Origin of the sequence: Pseudomonas sp. HMSC067G02, from assembly GCF_001813485.1 — a bacterium.
Lineage (GTDB): Bacteria > Pseudomonadota > Gammaproteobacteria > Pseudomonadales > Pseudomonadaceae > Pseudomonas > Pseudomonas aeruginosa.
This window is the reverse complement of the sequence record NZ_KV812679.1, coordinates 1-15137: the sequence shown is the minus strand read 5'-3', so window position 1 is coordinate 15137 and position 15137 is coordinate 1. Positions and strand designations below refer to the sequence as shown.

Genomic DNA, 15137 nt, shown 5'->3' with positions numbered 1-15137 from the left:
TCGGCCACCTGCGTGATGAACTTCGACGGCGCCAGCGGCTGGCTGGTCGGCGAAGTCAACAAGGGCCTGGCGGCGATGTTCACCATGATGAACTACGAGCGCCTGTCCATCGGCATCCAGGGCATCGGCTGCGCCGAGATGTCCTACCAGAGCGCCGTCGCCTACGCCCGCGAGCGCCTGCAAAGCCGCGCGCCGACCGGCCCGGTGGCCAGGGACAAGGCCGCCGACCCGATCATCGTGCACCCCGACGTGCGCCGCATGCTGCTCACCATGAAGGCGCTGACCGAGGGCGGCCGCGCCTTTTCCACCTATGTCGGGCAGCAGCTCGACCTGGCCAAGTACGCCGAGGACCAGGAAGAACGCAGCCAGGCCGAAGCCCTGGTGGCCCTGTTGACCCCGGTGGCCAAGGCCTTCTTCACCGATACCGGCCTGGAGAGCTGCGTGCTCGGCCAGCAGGTGTTCGGCGGCCACGGCTACATCCGCGAATGGGGCCAGGAGCAACTGGTGCGCGACGTACGCATCGCGCAGATCTACGAAGGCACCAACGGCATCCAGGCGCTCGACCTGATGGGCCGCAAGGTGGTCGCCAACGGCGGGCTGTTCCTCTCCATCTTCAGCCGCGAGGTGCGAGCCTTCGCCGCCGGCGCCAACGCCGAACTGGCGGAGTTCGTCACCCCGCTGCTGACCGCCCTGGACCTGCTGGACAACCTCACCCAGGGCATCGTCGCCCGCGCCGGCAACGACCCGCGCGAGATCGGCGCAGCTTCGGTGGAATACCTGCATCTGTTCGGCTATACCGCCTACGCCTACCTCTGGGCGCGCATGGCCGCCGCCGCGCTGCGCCAGCGCGAGGCCGACCCGGCGTTCCACGACGGCAAGCTGGCCACCGCGCGCTTCTACTTCGCCCGCATCCTGCCCCGCGTGCACTCCCTCGCCGCCGCCGTCGAAGCCGGCAGCGAAAGCCTGTACGGCCTGGAGGCGGAACAGTTCTGAAGCTTCCGTCGAGCGTTGTCGCGCGGCCCGTGGGCCGCGTGTTTTTTTCGGGACAGCATGCAGCGCGCTGTCCGCCGACAGCCCGCGATAACGGCGGATAACCGCGAAGCGGTTATTCGCCCTACGACGCCCGGGAAGCCGGCCAGGCATTCTTGAAAAACGACGCAACCGCCGGTAATTCGCTAGACCAAGAACAAGGACATATCCATGCGAACCCTCACCACCCTCCTCGGCAACAGCCAGAAACTCGACGGCGGCGCCATGTTCGGCAATGCCCCGCGCGCGCTCTGGTCACGCTGGATGCAGCCCGATGCGGAGAACCGCATCGACCTCGGCTGCCGTGCCCTGCTGGTGCGCGACGGCGAGCGCAACGTACTGGTGGAGACCGGCATCGGCGCGTTCTTCCCGCCCGCCCTGCGCCAGCGCTACGGCGTCCAGGAAGAGCGCCACGTACTGCTCGACAGCCTCGCCGCGGTCGGCCTGGACGACGCCGACATCGACGTGGTGCTGCTCACCCACCTGCACTTCGACCACGCCGGCGGCCTGCTCGCCGCCTGGGAAGAAGGCCAGCCGGCGCGCCTGCTGTTCCCCAACGCGCATTTCGTCAGCGGCCGCCGCCACTGGCAGCGCGCTCGCCAGCCGCACCCGCGCGACCGAGCCTCGTTCGTGCCGGAACTGCTCGACCTGCTGCAGGCCAGCGGACGCCTGGAGCTGCTCGACGACGGCGAGCGCTCGGCGCATCTGGGCGAGGGCTGGCGTTTCCATTTCAGCGAAGGCCATACCCCGGGCCAGATGCTCCCGGAGATCGCCATGCCCGACGGCCCGGTGGTATTCAGCGGCGACCTGATCCCCGGCGCACCCTGGGTACACCTGCCGCTGACCATGGGCTACGACCGCTTCCCGGAAGGCCTGATCGAGGAAAAGGAACGCCTGCTGGACAGCCTCATCGCCCGCAACGGCCGACTGGTCTTCACCCATGATCCGTGCGTCGCCATGGGCCGGGTGCGACGCGACGAACAGGAGCGCTACAGCCTCTACGACACCCTCGAGCGGGTCGAGAACCTCGAGGCCTGAGCGAAAGGCGCGGCCCGCCCCGGCGGCGGGCCGCGGGAATCAGGAACGCGCCTTGCGCGCGCCCTTGCAGCGCTCGATACCGAGCCGGCAGATCCGCTCGCAGAGTTCGGCGAACCCGATCCCGGCCGCCGCCGCGGCCTGCGGCAGCAGGCTGGTGGCGGTCATTCCCGGCAGGGTATTGACCTCCAGACACCAGAGCCGGCCCTGTTCGTCGAGGCGGAAGTCGGTGCGGCTGTAGCCGCTCAGCTTCAGCGCCCGGTGTACCTTCAGCGCCAGACGCTGGGCCTCGGCGGCGATCGCCGGCGGCAGGTCGGCGGGAAACACCTCGCGCACCGCGCCGGCCTGGTACTTGTGCTCGTAGTCGAAGACCTCCTGGCCGCCGAGGAGAATCTCGCCCACCGGCAGCGCCTGGTCGTCGAGCACCCCGACGGTGACCTCGCGGCCGGCGACGAAGCGCTCCAGCATCACCTCGTCGCCATAGCGCCCGGCCAGCTCGATAGCCGGCTGCAATTCGGCCTGGGAATGCACGATGGACAGCCCCACGGTGGAGCCCTGGCTGTTCGGCTTGACCACCAGGGGGAAGCCCAGTTGCTCGCGCACCGCCTCTTCCGAGGCCGGCGCCATCAGCCAACTGGCGGTCTCCACCCCGGCGGCGAGGAACAGGCGCTTGGCCACGTCCTTGTCCATCGCCATGGCGCTGGCCAGGTGGCCGCTGCCGGTATAGGCGAAACCACCGGCATCCAGCAGCGCCTGCAGGGTGCCGTCCTCGCCGGTGCCGCCGTGCAGGGCGAGAAAGAACACGTCGACCCCAGCCAGTTCGCCGGCGCTCAGCAGGCTCTGCTTGCCGCTGCGGATGATCGCCAGCGAGTCGGAGTCCGGCGGGACCTCCTTGACCTTGCTCGCCAGCAGGCGGCGCTCTTCCTCCGCGCCGAGCAGGCCGCTGGCGGTATCCACCGCCAGCACCTGGTGGCCGGCGCTGCGCAACGCCTGGATCACCTGCGCGCCGCTGGCGATGGAGACGTCCCGTTCCTCACTGCTACCGCCGAAGAGAACGGCGACCTTCAACTTGTCCTGTCCCATGTTCCACCTGTCGTTCCAGTGCTGGAGGCAGAAAAGCACAACACAGGGGTAACTGAACAGAGACAGTCATCGTCGCGCGCAGCGAACGGCCTCCCTCAGCCGCGCAGTTCCTCGACCAGCGTGCGCAGCAGTTCGGCGGCCGGCAGCTCCCGCGCCAGCGCCGCGCCCTGGCCGGCCCACTGGGCGGCGAAATCATGGTTGCCGCGAGCCAGAGCGGCGGTCTGCAACGCTTTGGTCGCGTCGTAGACGAACGGATAGTCCGGCAAGGGCGGCACTCCAGGCGCGGCGGCATCGAAGAACATCCGGTTGGGCAGGCCGCGGGCGCTGCGCCCGGACAGGGTCACGGTCAGCGCGGTGCGCGCCGCGCGCGGCCCCTTCAGCGCCTCGCGGTAGGCGGCGTTGGCCGAGGACTCCGGACAGAGGACGAAGGCGGTGCCCATCTGCACGGCGCTCGCGCCCAGCTCCAGGGCGGCGCGGATGCCCCGTCCGTCCATGATCCCGCCGGCAGCCACCACCGGTAGCGAACCGCGCGCCGCCAGCAGGCGGACCAGCGCCAGGGTGCCGATGGCGGCGTCGCCGCGCTCCGGCTCGAACACCCCGCGATGGCCACCGGCCTCGATGCCCTGGGCGACCACCGCATCGGCGCCGGCGGCCTCCACCAGAGCCGCTTCCTCCGGCGTGGTGGCACTGACCAGTACGCGGATGCCCGCCGCCTGCAACGCGCGAACCTGGTCGCGGGGCGGCGCGCCGAAATGGAAGCTGACCGCCGCCGGCCGCTCTTCCAGCAGCATCGGCAGCAGGGTCGGGTCTTCGAGGAAGCTCAGGTAGATGTTGTTCAGGCGCGCCGGCGGCTCGGCGCCGAACTCGGCGAACAGCGGCTTCAGGTAGTCCAGCCAGGCGCGCTCGCGGGCCGGGTCGGCCTGCCCCGGGCGGTGGCAGAACAGGTTGACGTTGAACGGCTTGTCGGTCAGCCCGCGCACCTCGCGGATCAGCGCCCGGCCTTTCTCGGCGGCGCTACCGGTGATGGCGATCGAACCGAGCCCGCCGGCGTTGGATACGGCGGCGGCCAGCGCCGGCGTGGAGACGCCGAGCATGGGTGCCTGGATGATCGGCTGCTGGATGCCGAGCAGGCGCGTGAAGCGGTCAGTCATGGCGATTCCCTCTCCCGGTCGGACGACACCGCGTCGGCCGACGCTTGACCAATATATCTTCATAAAAGAATATTTTTAACAATTCATTCTCATAAAGAGATAGATCGATGGACCTTTCCTCCCTCGAAATCTTCCGCGCGGTCGCCCACGAAGCCAGCGTCACCCGCGCCGCTCAGCAGTTGCAGCGAGCGCAGTCGAACGTCACCACGCGGATCCGCCAGCTCGAGGAGGACCTGGGCGTCGAACTGTTCCTGCGCGACGGCAAGCGCATGAGCCTGACCGAACGCGGCAGCGAATTCCTCGCCTATGCCGAGCAGTTGCTGGCTCTCGCCGACGAGGCGCGCCAGTCGATGCATCCCGCCGAGCCCGGCGGGCGCCTGCGCCTGGGCAGCATGGAAAGCACCGCGGCCAGCCGCCTGCCGGCTCTGCTGGCGAGCTATCACAAGGCCTGTCCGCGGGTCGCCCTGGAAGTCTCCACCGGCACCAGTCGCGCGTTGTTCGATGGGGTGCGGGCGCGGCGCCTGGACTGCGCGCTGGTGGCCGCCGGCCCGGGCTGGGCCGGCGAACTCGATGGCAGCGGCCTGCGCGGCGAGCCGCTGTTCCGCGAGGAACTGCTGATGATCCTGCCGGCCGAACACCCGCCGGTCCACGACGTCGCCGAGGTGCGCCTGCGCACCCTGGCCGGCTTCGCCCGTGGCTGCACCTACCGGCAACTGGCCGAGGACAGCCTGGGCACGCCGCTGACGGTGCAGGAAGTCGGCTCCTACCATGCGATCCTCGCCTGCGTCGCCGCCGGCGCCTGTGTCGGCGTGCTGCCGCGCTCGGTGCTGCAACTGCTCGGCACGCCGCCGCTGCGCAGCCTGCCCCTTGCCGAAGTAGACACCTGGCTGGTCTGGCGCGAAGGCTACGCGACCGCCGCCTTCGAACGCTGGCGCGGCGTGCTGGGCCAGGCCGGCGACTGAGCGGCCAGGGGCGAACCCAACGGCCTGGCTCCGGTCCAACCCCGAGCCATCAGAACAATAGCGAGCCAAGGAGTTGCCCATGAGAAGACTGCCCACCCTCTGCCTGCTGGCCCTCGCGCCGCTCACCGGCGTGGCGCCCCAGGCCCAGGCCGCCAGCCTCTACAACCTGCTGGTGGGGACCTATACCGAAGGCTCCAGCGAAGGCATCCAGGTATACCGCTTCGACGGCACCGACGGCTCGGTGAAAGGCCCGCTGCGCGTGGCCCATACCAGCAACCCCTCGTACCTGACCGTCGCCCCGGACCAACGCACTCTGTTCGTGGTCAACGAGAACGGACGGGGCGGCAAGGGCGACACCGTCGGTCGCGCCACGTCCTACCGTTTCGATCCGATCAGCGGCCGCCTGCAACAGATCAGCCAGGTCCAGACCCTCGGCGATCATCCGACCTACAGCAGCCTCAGCCACGACGGTCGCTACCTGTTCGTCGCCAACTACTCGGTACAGCCGGAAGGCTCGGTGGCGGTACTGCCGGTGCGCGCGGACGGCTCGCTGGCGCCGGTGGTGCAGGTGGAGTCGCACCAGGCCAGCAAGGTGCATCCGCGCCAGGCTTCCGGTCATGTGCACTCGGTGGTGTCCTCGCCCGACGGCCAGTACCTGTTCGCCCCCGACCTCGGCGCCGACAAGGTATTCGTCTACCGCTACGCCCCGGAACAGGCCGAACGTCCGCTGCAGGCGGCCGATCCGGCATTCGTCCCGACCCCGCCCGGCAGCGGCCCGCGCCATCTGATCTTCAGCGCCGACGGGCGTTTCGCCTACCTGACCCTGGAACTGAGCGGCCAGGTGATGGTGTTCGCCCATGAGGGCAATGGCCGCCTGCGTCAGTTGCAGACCCACGACCTGGCGCCTGCCGGCTTCCAGGGCAAAGTCGGCGCCGGCGCCCTGCACCTGTCCGCCGACGGCCGCTTCCTCGGCGTGCTCAATCGCGGCGACGACAACCAACTGGTGACCTTCGCCGTCGACCCGGCCAGCGGCCAGTTGCGTTTCGTCGAACGGCGCTCGGTGGAAGGCACCGAGCCGCGCGAATTCGCTTTCTCGCCCGGCGGGCGCTTCGTCCTCGTGGCCAACCAGAACAGCGACCAGTTGCGGGTGTTCGCCCGCGATCCGCAGAGCGGCCAGGTGGGCAAGACGCTGCAAAGCGTCGAGGTGGGGTCACCGAGCGATCTGCGCTTCGTGGCGGTGCCGTGACCTTGCACTCGGCCATCCGCCGATACGCCGCTGGGCCGGCGGATCGGCGCTAAGCGGTCATCCGCACTACGGAGCCAGAGCCGAAGCCCGCCCTGGCTCCAAGGCCCACAGGCATGGAGCTTCCGCCCACATACGGCAAGTCCTGTAGGGCGAATAACGCCAGGGGCGTTATCCGCCGCTGTCCCGAAGAACCGGCGGATAACCGCAAGCGGTTATTCGCCCTACGGAACCAGGATCCGCCACGTAGAGGTTTGTCATGCTTGCCCTCCAGACGATGGGGTAGCTAACTCGCCCCGGCAGGAGGTCGAATCGTCGCGCAGCGGGTCGAGCGACAGTGATGCCGCGAAGGCGTCTCGCTCCAGGGGGAACCGTCGCGACGGGTTGCCCGCAAGCTACACCCAGCCCCTCCCCCAATAGTCCCCGCGACCAATCGTCAGCCCCTCATCCCACCGTCCCGCGGCACCAACGAATCCACCTGAAACCCACGCCCAGCAAGGCCTACAGCGCTAATCACAGACGCCCTTGACCTCAACTTAACTTGAGGTTTTATAGTCCCCGCTGCGGTCATACCGCCCCGTTTCCCCAGGACCACGAACCGCCCCCACGGCCGCTTCGCGGCGCCGGATGGCGACCAGCACAAGGAACGACCCATGCAGCGCTTCATCGATAACTCGCTCGAAAGCAACTGGCTCTGGCTGACCGCCCGGATCTGCCTGGCCCTGATGTTCGTCGCCTCGGGACTGGCGAAGCTGTTCGACTATCAGGCCAGCCTGGAGGAAATGCGCGCCGCCGGCCTGGAGCCGGCCTGGCTGTTCAACATCGCCACCGCCGTGACCCTGCTGGCCGGCTCCGCACTGGTCCTGCTGGACCGCAAGCTATGGCTCGGCGCCGGGGCGCTGGCGGTGTTCCTGCTGCTGACCATCCTCATCGTCCACACCTTCTGGAGCAAGACCGGCGTCGAAGCCAAGCTGGCGATGTTCTTCGCCCTCGAGCACATCGCGGTGATCGGCGGCCTGATCGCCACGGCCATCGCCAGCGCGCAACGCCAGCGGCTGCGCCAGGACGTCTCCGTGGCCGCCACCTACCAGAAGGCCTGAGGCGATCATGCAGAAACCCGTCCTGATCGCCAGTGCCGCGCTCATCTGCGCGGCGGTTATCGGCATCGCCGTCTACGCCACCGGCTCGGCGAAGAAAGACGCCGGCGGTTTCGCCGGCTACCCGCCGGTGAAGGTCGCCCTCGCCTCGGTGGAGCGGCGGGTGGTGCCGCGCGTCTTCGATGGCGTCGGCGAGCTGGAGGCCGGTCGCCAGGTCCAGGTGGCCGCCGAAGCGGCAGGACGGATCACCCGCATCGCCTTCGAATCGGGCCAGCAGGTGCAGCAAGGGCAGTTGCTGGTGCAACTCAACGACGCGGTGGAACAGGCCGAGCTGATCCGTCTCAAGGCGCAGTTGCGTAATGCCGAGATCCTCCATGCCCGTGCGCGCAAGCTGGTAGAGCGCAACGTCGCCTCGCAGGAACAGCTGGACAACGCCGTCGCCGCCCGCGACATGGCGCTCGGCGCGGTGCGCCAGACCCAGGCGCTGATCGACCAGAAGGCGATCCGCGCGCCCTTCTCCGGCCAACTCGGCATCCGCCGCGTGCACCTCGGCCAGTACCTCGGCGTCGCCGAGCCGGTGGCCAGCCTGGTGGATGCGCGGACCCTGAAAAGCAATTTCTCCCTGGACGAAAGCACCAGCCCCGAGCTGAAGCTCGGCCAGACCCTCGAGGTCCTGGTCGACGCCTATCCGGGGCGCAGCTTCCCGGCGCGCATCAGCGCCATCGACCCGCTGATCGGCAAGTCGCGCACGGTGCAGGTCCAGGCCTTGCTGGACAACCCCGAAGGCCTGCTCGCCGCCGGCATGTTCGCCAGCATCCGGGTCTCGCGCAAAGCCGACGCGCCGTCGCTGAGCGTGCCGGAAACCGCGGTCACCTATACCGCCTACGGCGACACCGTGTTCGTCGCCCACCAGGAAGGCGACCGGCCGCTCAGCGCCAAGCGCGTCTCGGTGCGGATCGGCGAGCGCTGGGACGGTCGCGTGGAAATCCTCCAGGGCCTCGCCGAGGGCGACCGGGTAGTGACTTCCGGGCAGATCAACCTGAGCGACGGGATGGCCGTGGAACCGGTCAAGGAAGACACCCTGAGCAGCGCCGCGCCCCCCGTGCCGGTCGCCGGCCGCTGAAGGAACCCCGCGATGACCTTTACCGACCTGTTCGTCCGCCGGCCGGTGCTGGCGCTGGTGGTCAGCACGCTGATCCTGCTGCTCGGCCTGTTCTCCCTGGGCAAGCTGCCGATCCGCCAGTACCCGCTGCTGGAAAGCTCGACCATCACCGTCACCACCGAGTACCCCGGCGCCTCCGCCGATCTCATGCAGGGCTTCGTCACCCAGCCGATCGCCCAGGCGGTGTCGTCGGTGGAGGGCATCGACTACCTTTCCTCGACCTCGGTGCAGGGGCGTAGCGTGGTGACCATCCGCATGCTGCTCAACCGCGATTCGACCCAGGCGATGACCGAGACCATGGCCAAGGTCAACTCGGTGCGCTACAAGCTGCCCGAGCGTGCCTACGACTCGGTGATCGAACGCTCTTCCGGCGAGACCACCGCGGTAGCCTACGTCGGCTTTTCCAGCAAGACCCTGCCGATCCCTGCGTTGACCGACTACCTGTCGCGGGTGGTCGAGCCGATGTTCTCTTCCATCGACGGCGTGGCCAAGGTCCAGACCTTTGGCGGCCAGCGCCTGGCCATGCGCCTCTGGCTCGACGCCGACCGCCTCGCCGGGCGCGGCCTGACCGCCTCCGACGTGGCCGAGGCGATCCGCCGCAACAACTACCAGGCGGCGCCGGGGATGGTGAAGGGGCAGTACGTGCTGTCCAACGTGCGGGTCAACACCGACCTGACCAACGTCGACGACTTCCGCGAGATGGTCATCCGCAACGATGGCAACGGCCTGGTGCGCCTGCGCGACGTCGGTACCGTCGAACTGGGCGCCGCGGCCACCGAGACCAGCGCACTGATGGACGGCGACCCGGCGGTGCACCTGGGGTTGTTCCCGACGCCCACCGGCAACCCGCTGGTGATCGTCGACGGCATCCGCAAGCTGCTGCCGGAGATCCAGAAGACCCTGCCGCCGGATGTCCGCGTCGACCTCGCCTACGAGACTTCGCGCTTCATCCAGGCCTCCATCGACGAGGTGGTGCGGACCCTGGTGGAAGCGCTGCTGATCGTGGTGCTGGTGATCTACCTCTGCCTCGGCTCGCTGCGCAGCGTGCTGATCCCGGTGGCGACCATTCCCCTGTCGATGCTCGGCGCCGCCGCGCTGATGCTGGCCTTCGGCTTCAGCGTCAACCTGCTGACCCTGCTGGCGATGGTGCTGGCCATCGGGCTGGTGGTGGACGACGCCATCGTGGTGGTGGAGAACGTCCACCGCCACATCGAGGAAGGCAAGTCGCCGGTGGCGGCGGCGCTGATCGGCGCCCGCGAAGTGGCCGGCCCGGTGATCGCCATGACCATCACCCTGGCCGCCGTGTACACCCCCATCGGCCTGATGGGCGGCCTCACCGGCGCGCTGTTCCGCGAGTTCGCCCTGACCCTGGCGGGCGCGGTGATCGTGTCCGGGGTGGTGGCGCTGACCCTGTCGCCGGTGATGAGTTCGCTGCTGCTCCAGGCACACCAGAACGAGGGGCGCATGGGCCGCGCCGCCGAGTGGTTCTTCGGCGGCCTGACGCGGCGCTACGGGCAGGTCCTGGAGTTCTCCCTGGGCCACCGCTGGCTGACCGGCGGCCTGGCATTGCTGGTGTGCATCAGCCTGCCGCTGCTGTATTCGATGCCCAAGCGCGAACTGGCGCCGACCGAGGACCAGGCCGCGGTGCTCACCGCGATCAAGGCGCCGCAGCACGCCAACCTCGACTACGTCGAACTGTTCGCGCGCAAGCTCGACCAGGTCTACACCAGCATCCCGGAAACCGTGAGCACCTGGATAATCAACGGCACCGACGGACCGGCGGCGAGCTTCGGCGGGATCAACCTGGCGGCCTGGGAAAAACGCGAGCGCGACGCCTCGGCGATCCAGTCCGAGCTGCAAGGCAAGGTCGGCGACGTCGAGGGCAGCAGCATCTTCGCCTTCCAGTTGGCCGCCCTGCCCGGCTCCACCGGCGGCCTGCCGGTGCAGATGGTGCTGCGCAGCCCGCAGGACTATCCGGTGCTCTACCGGACCATGGAAGAGATCAAGCAGAAGGCCCGACAGAGCGGGCTGTTCGTGGTGGTCGACAGCGACCTCGACTACAACAACCCGGTGGTCCAGGTCCGCATCGACCGCGCCAAGGCCAACAGCCTGGGCATCCGCATGCAGGACATCGGCGAGTCGCTGGCGGTGCTGGTGGGCGAGAACTACGTCAACCGCTTCGGCATGGAAGGCCGCTCCTACGACGTGATCCCGCAGAGCCTGCGCGACCAGCGTTTCACTCCGCAAGCGCTGGCACGGCAGTTCGTGCGCACCCAGGACGGCAACCTGGTGCCGCTGTCGACGGTGGTCCGGGTGGAGCTTCAGGTCGAGCCGAACAAGCTGATCCAGTTCGACCAGCAGAACGCCGCGACCCTCCAGGCGATCCCCGCGCCCGGCGTCTCCATGGGCCAGGCGGTGGCCTTCCTCGACGACGTGGCGCGCGGCCTGCCGGCCGGCTTCAGCCACGACTGGCAATCCGACTCGCGGCAATACACCCAGGAAGGCAACACCCTGGTGTTCGCCTTCCTCGCCGCCCTGGTGGTGATCTACCTGGTGCTCGCCGCGCAGTACGAGAGCCTGGCCGACCCGCTGATCATCCTGATCACCGTGCCGCTGTCGATCTGCGGCGCGCTGCTGCCGCTGGCGCTGGGCTACGCGACGATGAACATCTATACGCAGATCGGCCTGGTCACCCTGATCGGCCTGATCAGCAAGCACGGCATCCTCATGGTCGAGTTCGCCAACGAACTGCAACTCCACGAGCGCCTCGACCGCCGCGCGGCGATCCTGCGCGCCGCGCAGATCCGCCTGCGGCCGGTGCTGATGACCACCGCGGCAATGGTCTTCGGCCTGGTGCCGCTGCTCTTCGCCAGCGGCGCCGGCGCCGCCAGCCGCTTCGGCCTGGGCGTGGTGATCGTCTCCGGGATGCTGGTCGGCACCCTCTTCACCCTATTCGTGCTGCCCACCGTCTATACCCTGCTGGCGCGCAACCACGCGGAAGTCGACAAGAGCCCGCGCAGCCGGCAACTGGCCGAGGCCGATCTGCTGGTGAACAAGGCATGAAGCGCTCCTACCCGAACCTTTCGCGCCTGGCGCTGGCCCTGGCGGTCGGCACCGGCCTGGCCGCCTGCAGCGTCGGCCCCGACTACCAGCGTCCGCAGTCGCCGCCGCCACGCGTCGCCAGCGAGCACCTCGGCGAGTTCTCCGGCGAGCGGCGGGAAGCGCCCTGGTGGAGCTTCTTCGACGATCCGCAACTGGTGCGCCTGGTCGACCAGGCGTTGGCGCGTAACCACGACATCCGCGAGGCCCGCGCCAACCTGCGCAGCGCCCGCGCGCTGTTCGACGACCGCTGGCTCGACCAGTTGCCGCAGGTCACCAGCCAGGCCGGCTACAACCGCAGCATCGAACAACAGCTGGACTACGACGGCGAGCCGCGCCGGCGCCTGGCGGAGAGCTACCGCGCCGGCTTCGACGCGCAGTGGGAAATCGACCTGTTCGGTCGCCTCGGCCGACTTTCCGACGCCGCCCTGGCCCGCGCCGAAGCGGCCGACGCCGACCTCCGGCTGGTACGCCTGAGCATCGCCGCCGACACCGCCCGCGCCTACTTCGAGATCCAGGGCTACCAGCGCCGACTGGACGTGGCGCGCGCCCAGGTGCGCAGTTGGCGCGACACCCTGGAGCTGACCCGCAGCAGCCTGCAACTGGGCAGCGGCCTGCCGGAGGACGTGGAGAACGCCCAGGCCAACCTGCTGCGCAGCGAAGCGGCGATTCCGCCACTGACGACCGCGCTGGAGAGCGCCCGCTATCGCCTCGACGTGCTGCGCGGCGAGGCACCGGGCAGCGGCGCGCCGATCCTCGACGGTGGCGGCGCCGCGCCATTGGCGAAGAACCTGCCGCTGGGCGACGTCGACCGCCTGATCCTCCAGCGCCCCGACGTAGTCAGCGCCGAGCGGCAACTGGCAGCGAGCACCGAAGACGTCGGCGCGGCTACCGCCGAACTCTATCCGCGCCTCGACCTGGGCGGCTTCATCGGTTTCTTCGCCCTGCGCAGCGGCGACCTCGGCAGCGCCTCGCGCGCCTTCGAACTGGCGCCCAGCGTCAGTTGGCCGGCGTTCCGCCTGGGCAACGTGCGGGCCCGCCTGCGCGCCGTCGAGGCGCAGTCCGACGCCGCGCTGGCGCGCTACCAGCGCTCCCTGCTGCTGGCCCAGGAGGACGTCGGCAACGCGCTCAACCAACTGGCCGAACACCAGCGTCGGCTGGTCGCCCTGTTCCAGTCCGCGACCCATGGCGCGAACGCCCTGGAGATCGCCAACGAACGCTACCGCGCCGGCGCCGGCAGCTACCTGGCGGTGCTGGAGAACCAGCGCGCGCTGTACCAGATCCGCGAGGAACTGGCGCAGGCGGAGACCGCCTCGTTCGTCAACGTCATCGCCCTCTACAAGGCGCTCGGCTGGGGCAGCGGCGACCTGGCGCCGGGCGCCGGCCAACTGGCCGCCGGCGAAACCGCCGGGGCCAACCGTTGAGAGTTCCGATTCAGGCCCTGGCAGCGACGATCATGCGGGTTTCCATCGGCAGGTCGACGATCCGCTCCACCGCAAAGCCACCGCGCCCGAGCAGGTCGACCACCTCCTCGGTGGTGCGGTGGCGGCCAGCGCAGGCCATGAACAGGTGCACGTCCCAGAGCACCGACATCGGCGACGGCTCGCTGGCCGAGATGGTCCGCTCGATCACCACCACCCGGCCGTCGCCGGCCATCGCCTCGCGGCAATTGCCGAGCAACCTCAGGCTGGCGGCTTCGTCCAGATCGCCGATGATCCGCGACAGCAGGTAGATATCGCCGTTGGACGGCACCTCTTGCAGCATGTCGCCGCCCACCAGGCTGACGCGCTCCCCTGCCAACAGGCTGGAGAGGTTGTCGCGGGCCACGCCGAGGGAACCCTCGCGGTCGAGCATCACGCCCCGGGCGCTGGGCTCGGCCTGCAGGATGGCCTTGGTCAATTCGCCGGAACCGCCACCGACGTCGACGAAGCTACGCCCGCGGAAATCCAGGAGCCTGGGGATCTCATGGAAGGCCAGGTTGCTTGCCTTCATCGCCAGCAGGAAGCGCCGGCCGGCATCCGGGCAGCGCTTCAGGTAGCTGTAGAAGTCTTCGCCGAACGCCAGCTCGAAGCCTGGGGTACCGCTGAGCAGCGCCTCGCAGGCGGGCGTCCAGGCGGCGTGGAACTCCTCGCCGTAGAACAGCACCATGTCGCGGAAGGAGCCCTCGACATCCCTCAGCAGGTGGCTGGTGGGGGTATTGGCGTAGCCGTCGCGGGTATCGCCCTGAAAGATCTCGAAGGCCACCAGCAGGCGCATCAGTCGATGGATGCGCTCGGCATCGGAACCGACCGCGGCGGCCAGCGTCTCGTCGCTGTCGATCCCGCTCTCGATCAGATCGGCCAGCCCGAGGCGCGTAGCGACGTAGACGCAACGGGACTTCCATTCCCCGGTAACAACTTGTATCAAATTACGCGCAGCAGCAAGATTCGAATTATTCATCTTTTATTCTCTCTCGTTACACATTTCCGTAACCCGAGAAGTACCCAAGCGCTCTATTTCGCACTTCTTGCCCGCTCGGCGAGAAATACCGCAGAACACCCCGGTTCATTCGGAACTTTGAGAAAAATGCGCTCATCCCCCGGATCAGCGCTGCCTGGATCTCGTTGCGGAAACAACCCTGGAACTTTCCAACTGCCTGTTCCAGAGCCTTTTCCTGCGTACCGAAAGAATAAAATTACAACTTGGCTACAACCTCCGGCATTGCAGGAAGCATCAGCTTAGCAATCCCGCATACCCTATCTGGCACCTACCAGATCTTGTAGTTGAGCCGGTACGAGCGTTCTGTGTTTTATGCAATCCACATCAGCGACCAGGGATGCTGGCTATTTGAAACACTTCACGGAATGACGCTGAAAGTCTTCGCGACCTCGTCTGTCGCATCTTAACGAAAGCATTGCGAATCCATTACCGACAGGTTTCCAAAAGAAACCCGGGATGAAACTCCTATTGCCTTTCGAAAACTGGAAACGACAGGCGAACATATGTAACGCGAAATTTCACCCTACGTATGAACAATGCGCCCAGCGAATATCGCTCCCTTACCGAGCGACGAACTCCTGCGCGCCAGCGAATAACCGATGCCGCGAGGGAAAAGTTTCTCCGGCATACCTGGAGAGCCCTCTCGGAGGCGGCGCATGAACGGTCAGCGGTACAGGGAAACACCCCTCGACATCGAGCGTCTGCGGCGCCTGAATCGCGCCACGGTGGAGCGCTACATGGCCATGAAGGGGGCCGAACGGTTACAGCGGCACAGCCTGTTCGTCGAGGACGGCTGCG

General features: G+C 68.2%; 11 protein-coding genes and 1 pseudogene. 9 read left to right on the top strand and 3 right to left on the bottom strand.

All coding sequences use genetic code 11. From position 1 onward, the window contains the following. Both HMPREF2914_RS14560 and HMPREF2914_RS14555 read left to right on the top strand, forming a co-directional pair. A partial coding sequence (locus tag HMPREF2914_RS14560; RefSeq protein WP_177344131.1) for an acyl-CoA dehydrogenase C-terminal domain-containing protein occupies nt 1–993 on the top strand: 993 nt, incomplete at its 5' end. Nucleotides 994–1200: 207 nt separating this feature from the next. Beyond that, nucleotides 1201–2067: an MBL fold metallo-hydrolase gene (locus tag HMPREF2914_RS14555; protein WP_003093600.1), complete on the top strand. Its 867-nt coding sequence runs from the start codon at nt 1201–1203 to the stop codon at nt 2065–2067. 39 nt (nt 2068–2106) lie between these two features. Here the strand turns inward: HMPREF2914_RS14555 and HMPREF2914_RS14550 are convergent, their stop codons facing one another. Both HMPREF2914_RS14550 and nmoA read right to left on the bottom strand, forming a co-directional pair. Next, the gene (locus HMPREF2914_RS14550) at nt 2107–3147 is read right to left on the bottom strand and encodes a D-alanine--D-alanine ligase (RefSeq protein WP_003093601.1); all 1041 of its coding nucleotides are present in this window, start codon (nt 3145–3147) and stop codon (nt 2107–2109) included. Nucleotides 3148–3242: 95 nt separating this feature from the next. Further along, the gene (gene nmoA, locus HMPREF2914_RS14545) at nt 3243–4298 is read right to left on the bottom strand and encodes a nitronate monooxygenase (protein ID WP_023092392.1); all 1056 of its coding nucleotides are present in this window, start codon (nt 4296–4298) and stop codon (nt 3243–3245) included. A 107-nt stretch (nt 4299–4405) separates the two neighbouring features. Between nmoA and nmoR the strand changes: the two genes are divergently transcribed. The 6 genes from nmoR (at nt 4406) to opmD (ending at nt 13285) form a co-directional block, all read left to right on the top strand. Next, nucleotides 4406–5260 carry a LysR family transcriptional regulator NmoR gene (gene nmoR, locus HMPREF2914_RS14540; RefSeq protein ID WP_003104733.1) on the top strand — a complete coding sequence of 285 codons (855 nt, stop codon included), beginning with the start codon at nt 4406–4408 and terminating at the stop codon, nt 5258–5260. A gap of 79 nt (nt 5261–5339) precedes the next feature. Then, nucleotides 5340–6506, top strand: coding sequence for a gluconolactonase PpgL (ppgL, locus tag HMPREF2914_RS14535; RefSeq protein ID WP_023092391.1), 1167 nt, complete (start codon nt 5340–5342; stop codon nt 6504–6506). Between the two features lie 650 nt (nt 6507–7156). Further along, nucleotides 7157–7603: a multidrug efflux RND transporter inhibitory subunit MexG gene (mexG, locus tag HMPREF2914_RS14530; protein ID WP_003093607.1), complete on the top strand. Its 447-nt coding sequence runs from the start codon at nt 7157–7159 to the stop codon at nt 7601–7603. Between the two features lie 7 nt (nt 7604–7610). Next, complete coding sequence (gene mexH, locus HMPREF2914_RS14525) at nt 7611–8723, top strand: multidrug efflux RND transporter periplasmic adaptor MexH (protein WP_009313275.1); 1113 nt, start codon at nt 7611–7613, stop codon at nt 8721–8723. A 12-nt stretch (nt 8724–8735) separates the two neighbouring features. Next, nucleotides 8736–11825, top strand: coding sequence for a multidrug efflux RND transporter permease MexI (gene mexI / locus HMPREF2914_RS14520; RefSeq protein WP_003093610.1), 3090 nt, complete (start codon nt 8736–8738; stop codon nt 11823–11825). After that, nucleotides 11822–13285, top strand: a complete 1464-nt coding sequence (gene opmD, locus HMPREF2914_RS14515) for a multidrug efflux transporter outer membrane subunit OpmD (protein ID WP_003111615.1) — start codon at nt 11822–11824, stop codon at nt 13283–13285. The genes mexI and opmD overlap by 4 nt, the downstream gene beginning before the upstream one ends. Nucleotides 13286–13295: 10 nt before the next feature. On the opposite strand, the gene phzM is transcribed toward opmD, so the two are convergent. Beyond that, nucleotides 13296–14300 carry a phenazine-1-carboxylate N-methyltransferase PhzM gene (phzM, locus tag HMPREF2914_RS14510; RefSeq protein ID WP_003093617.1) on the bottom strand — a complete coding sequence of 335 codons (1005 nt, stop codon included), beginning with the start codon at nt 14298–14300 and terminating at the stop codon, nt 13296–13298. A 695-nt stretch (nt 14301–14995) separates the two neighbouring features. On the opposite strand from phzM, the pseudogene phzA reads away from it, so the two are divergent. Then, nucleotides 14996–15137: pseudogene (phzA, locus tag HMPREF2914_RS14505) on the top strand (phenazine biosynthesis protein PhzA); the annotation flags it as partial.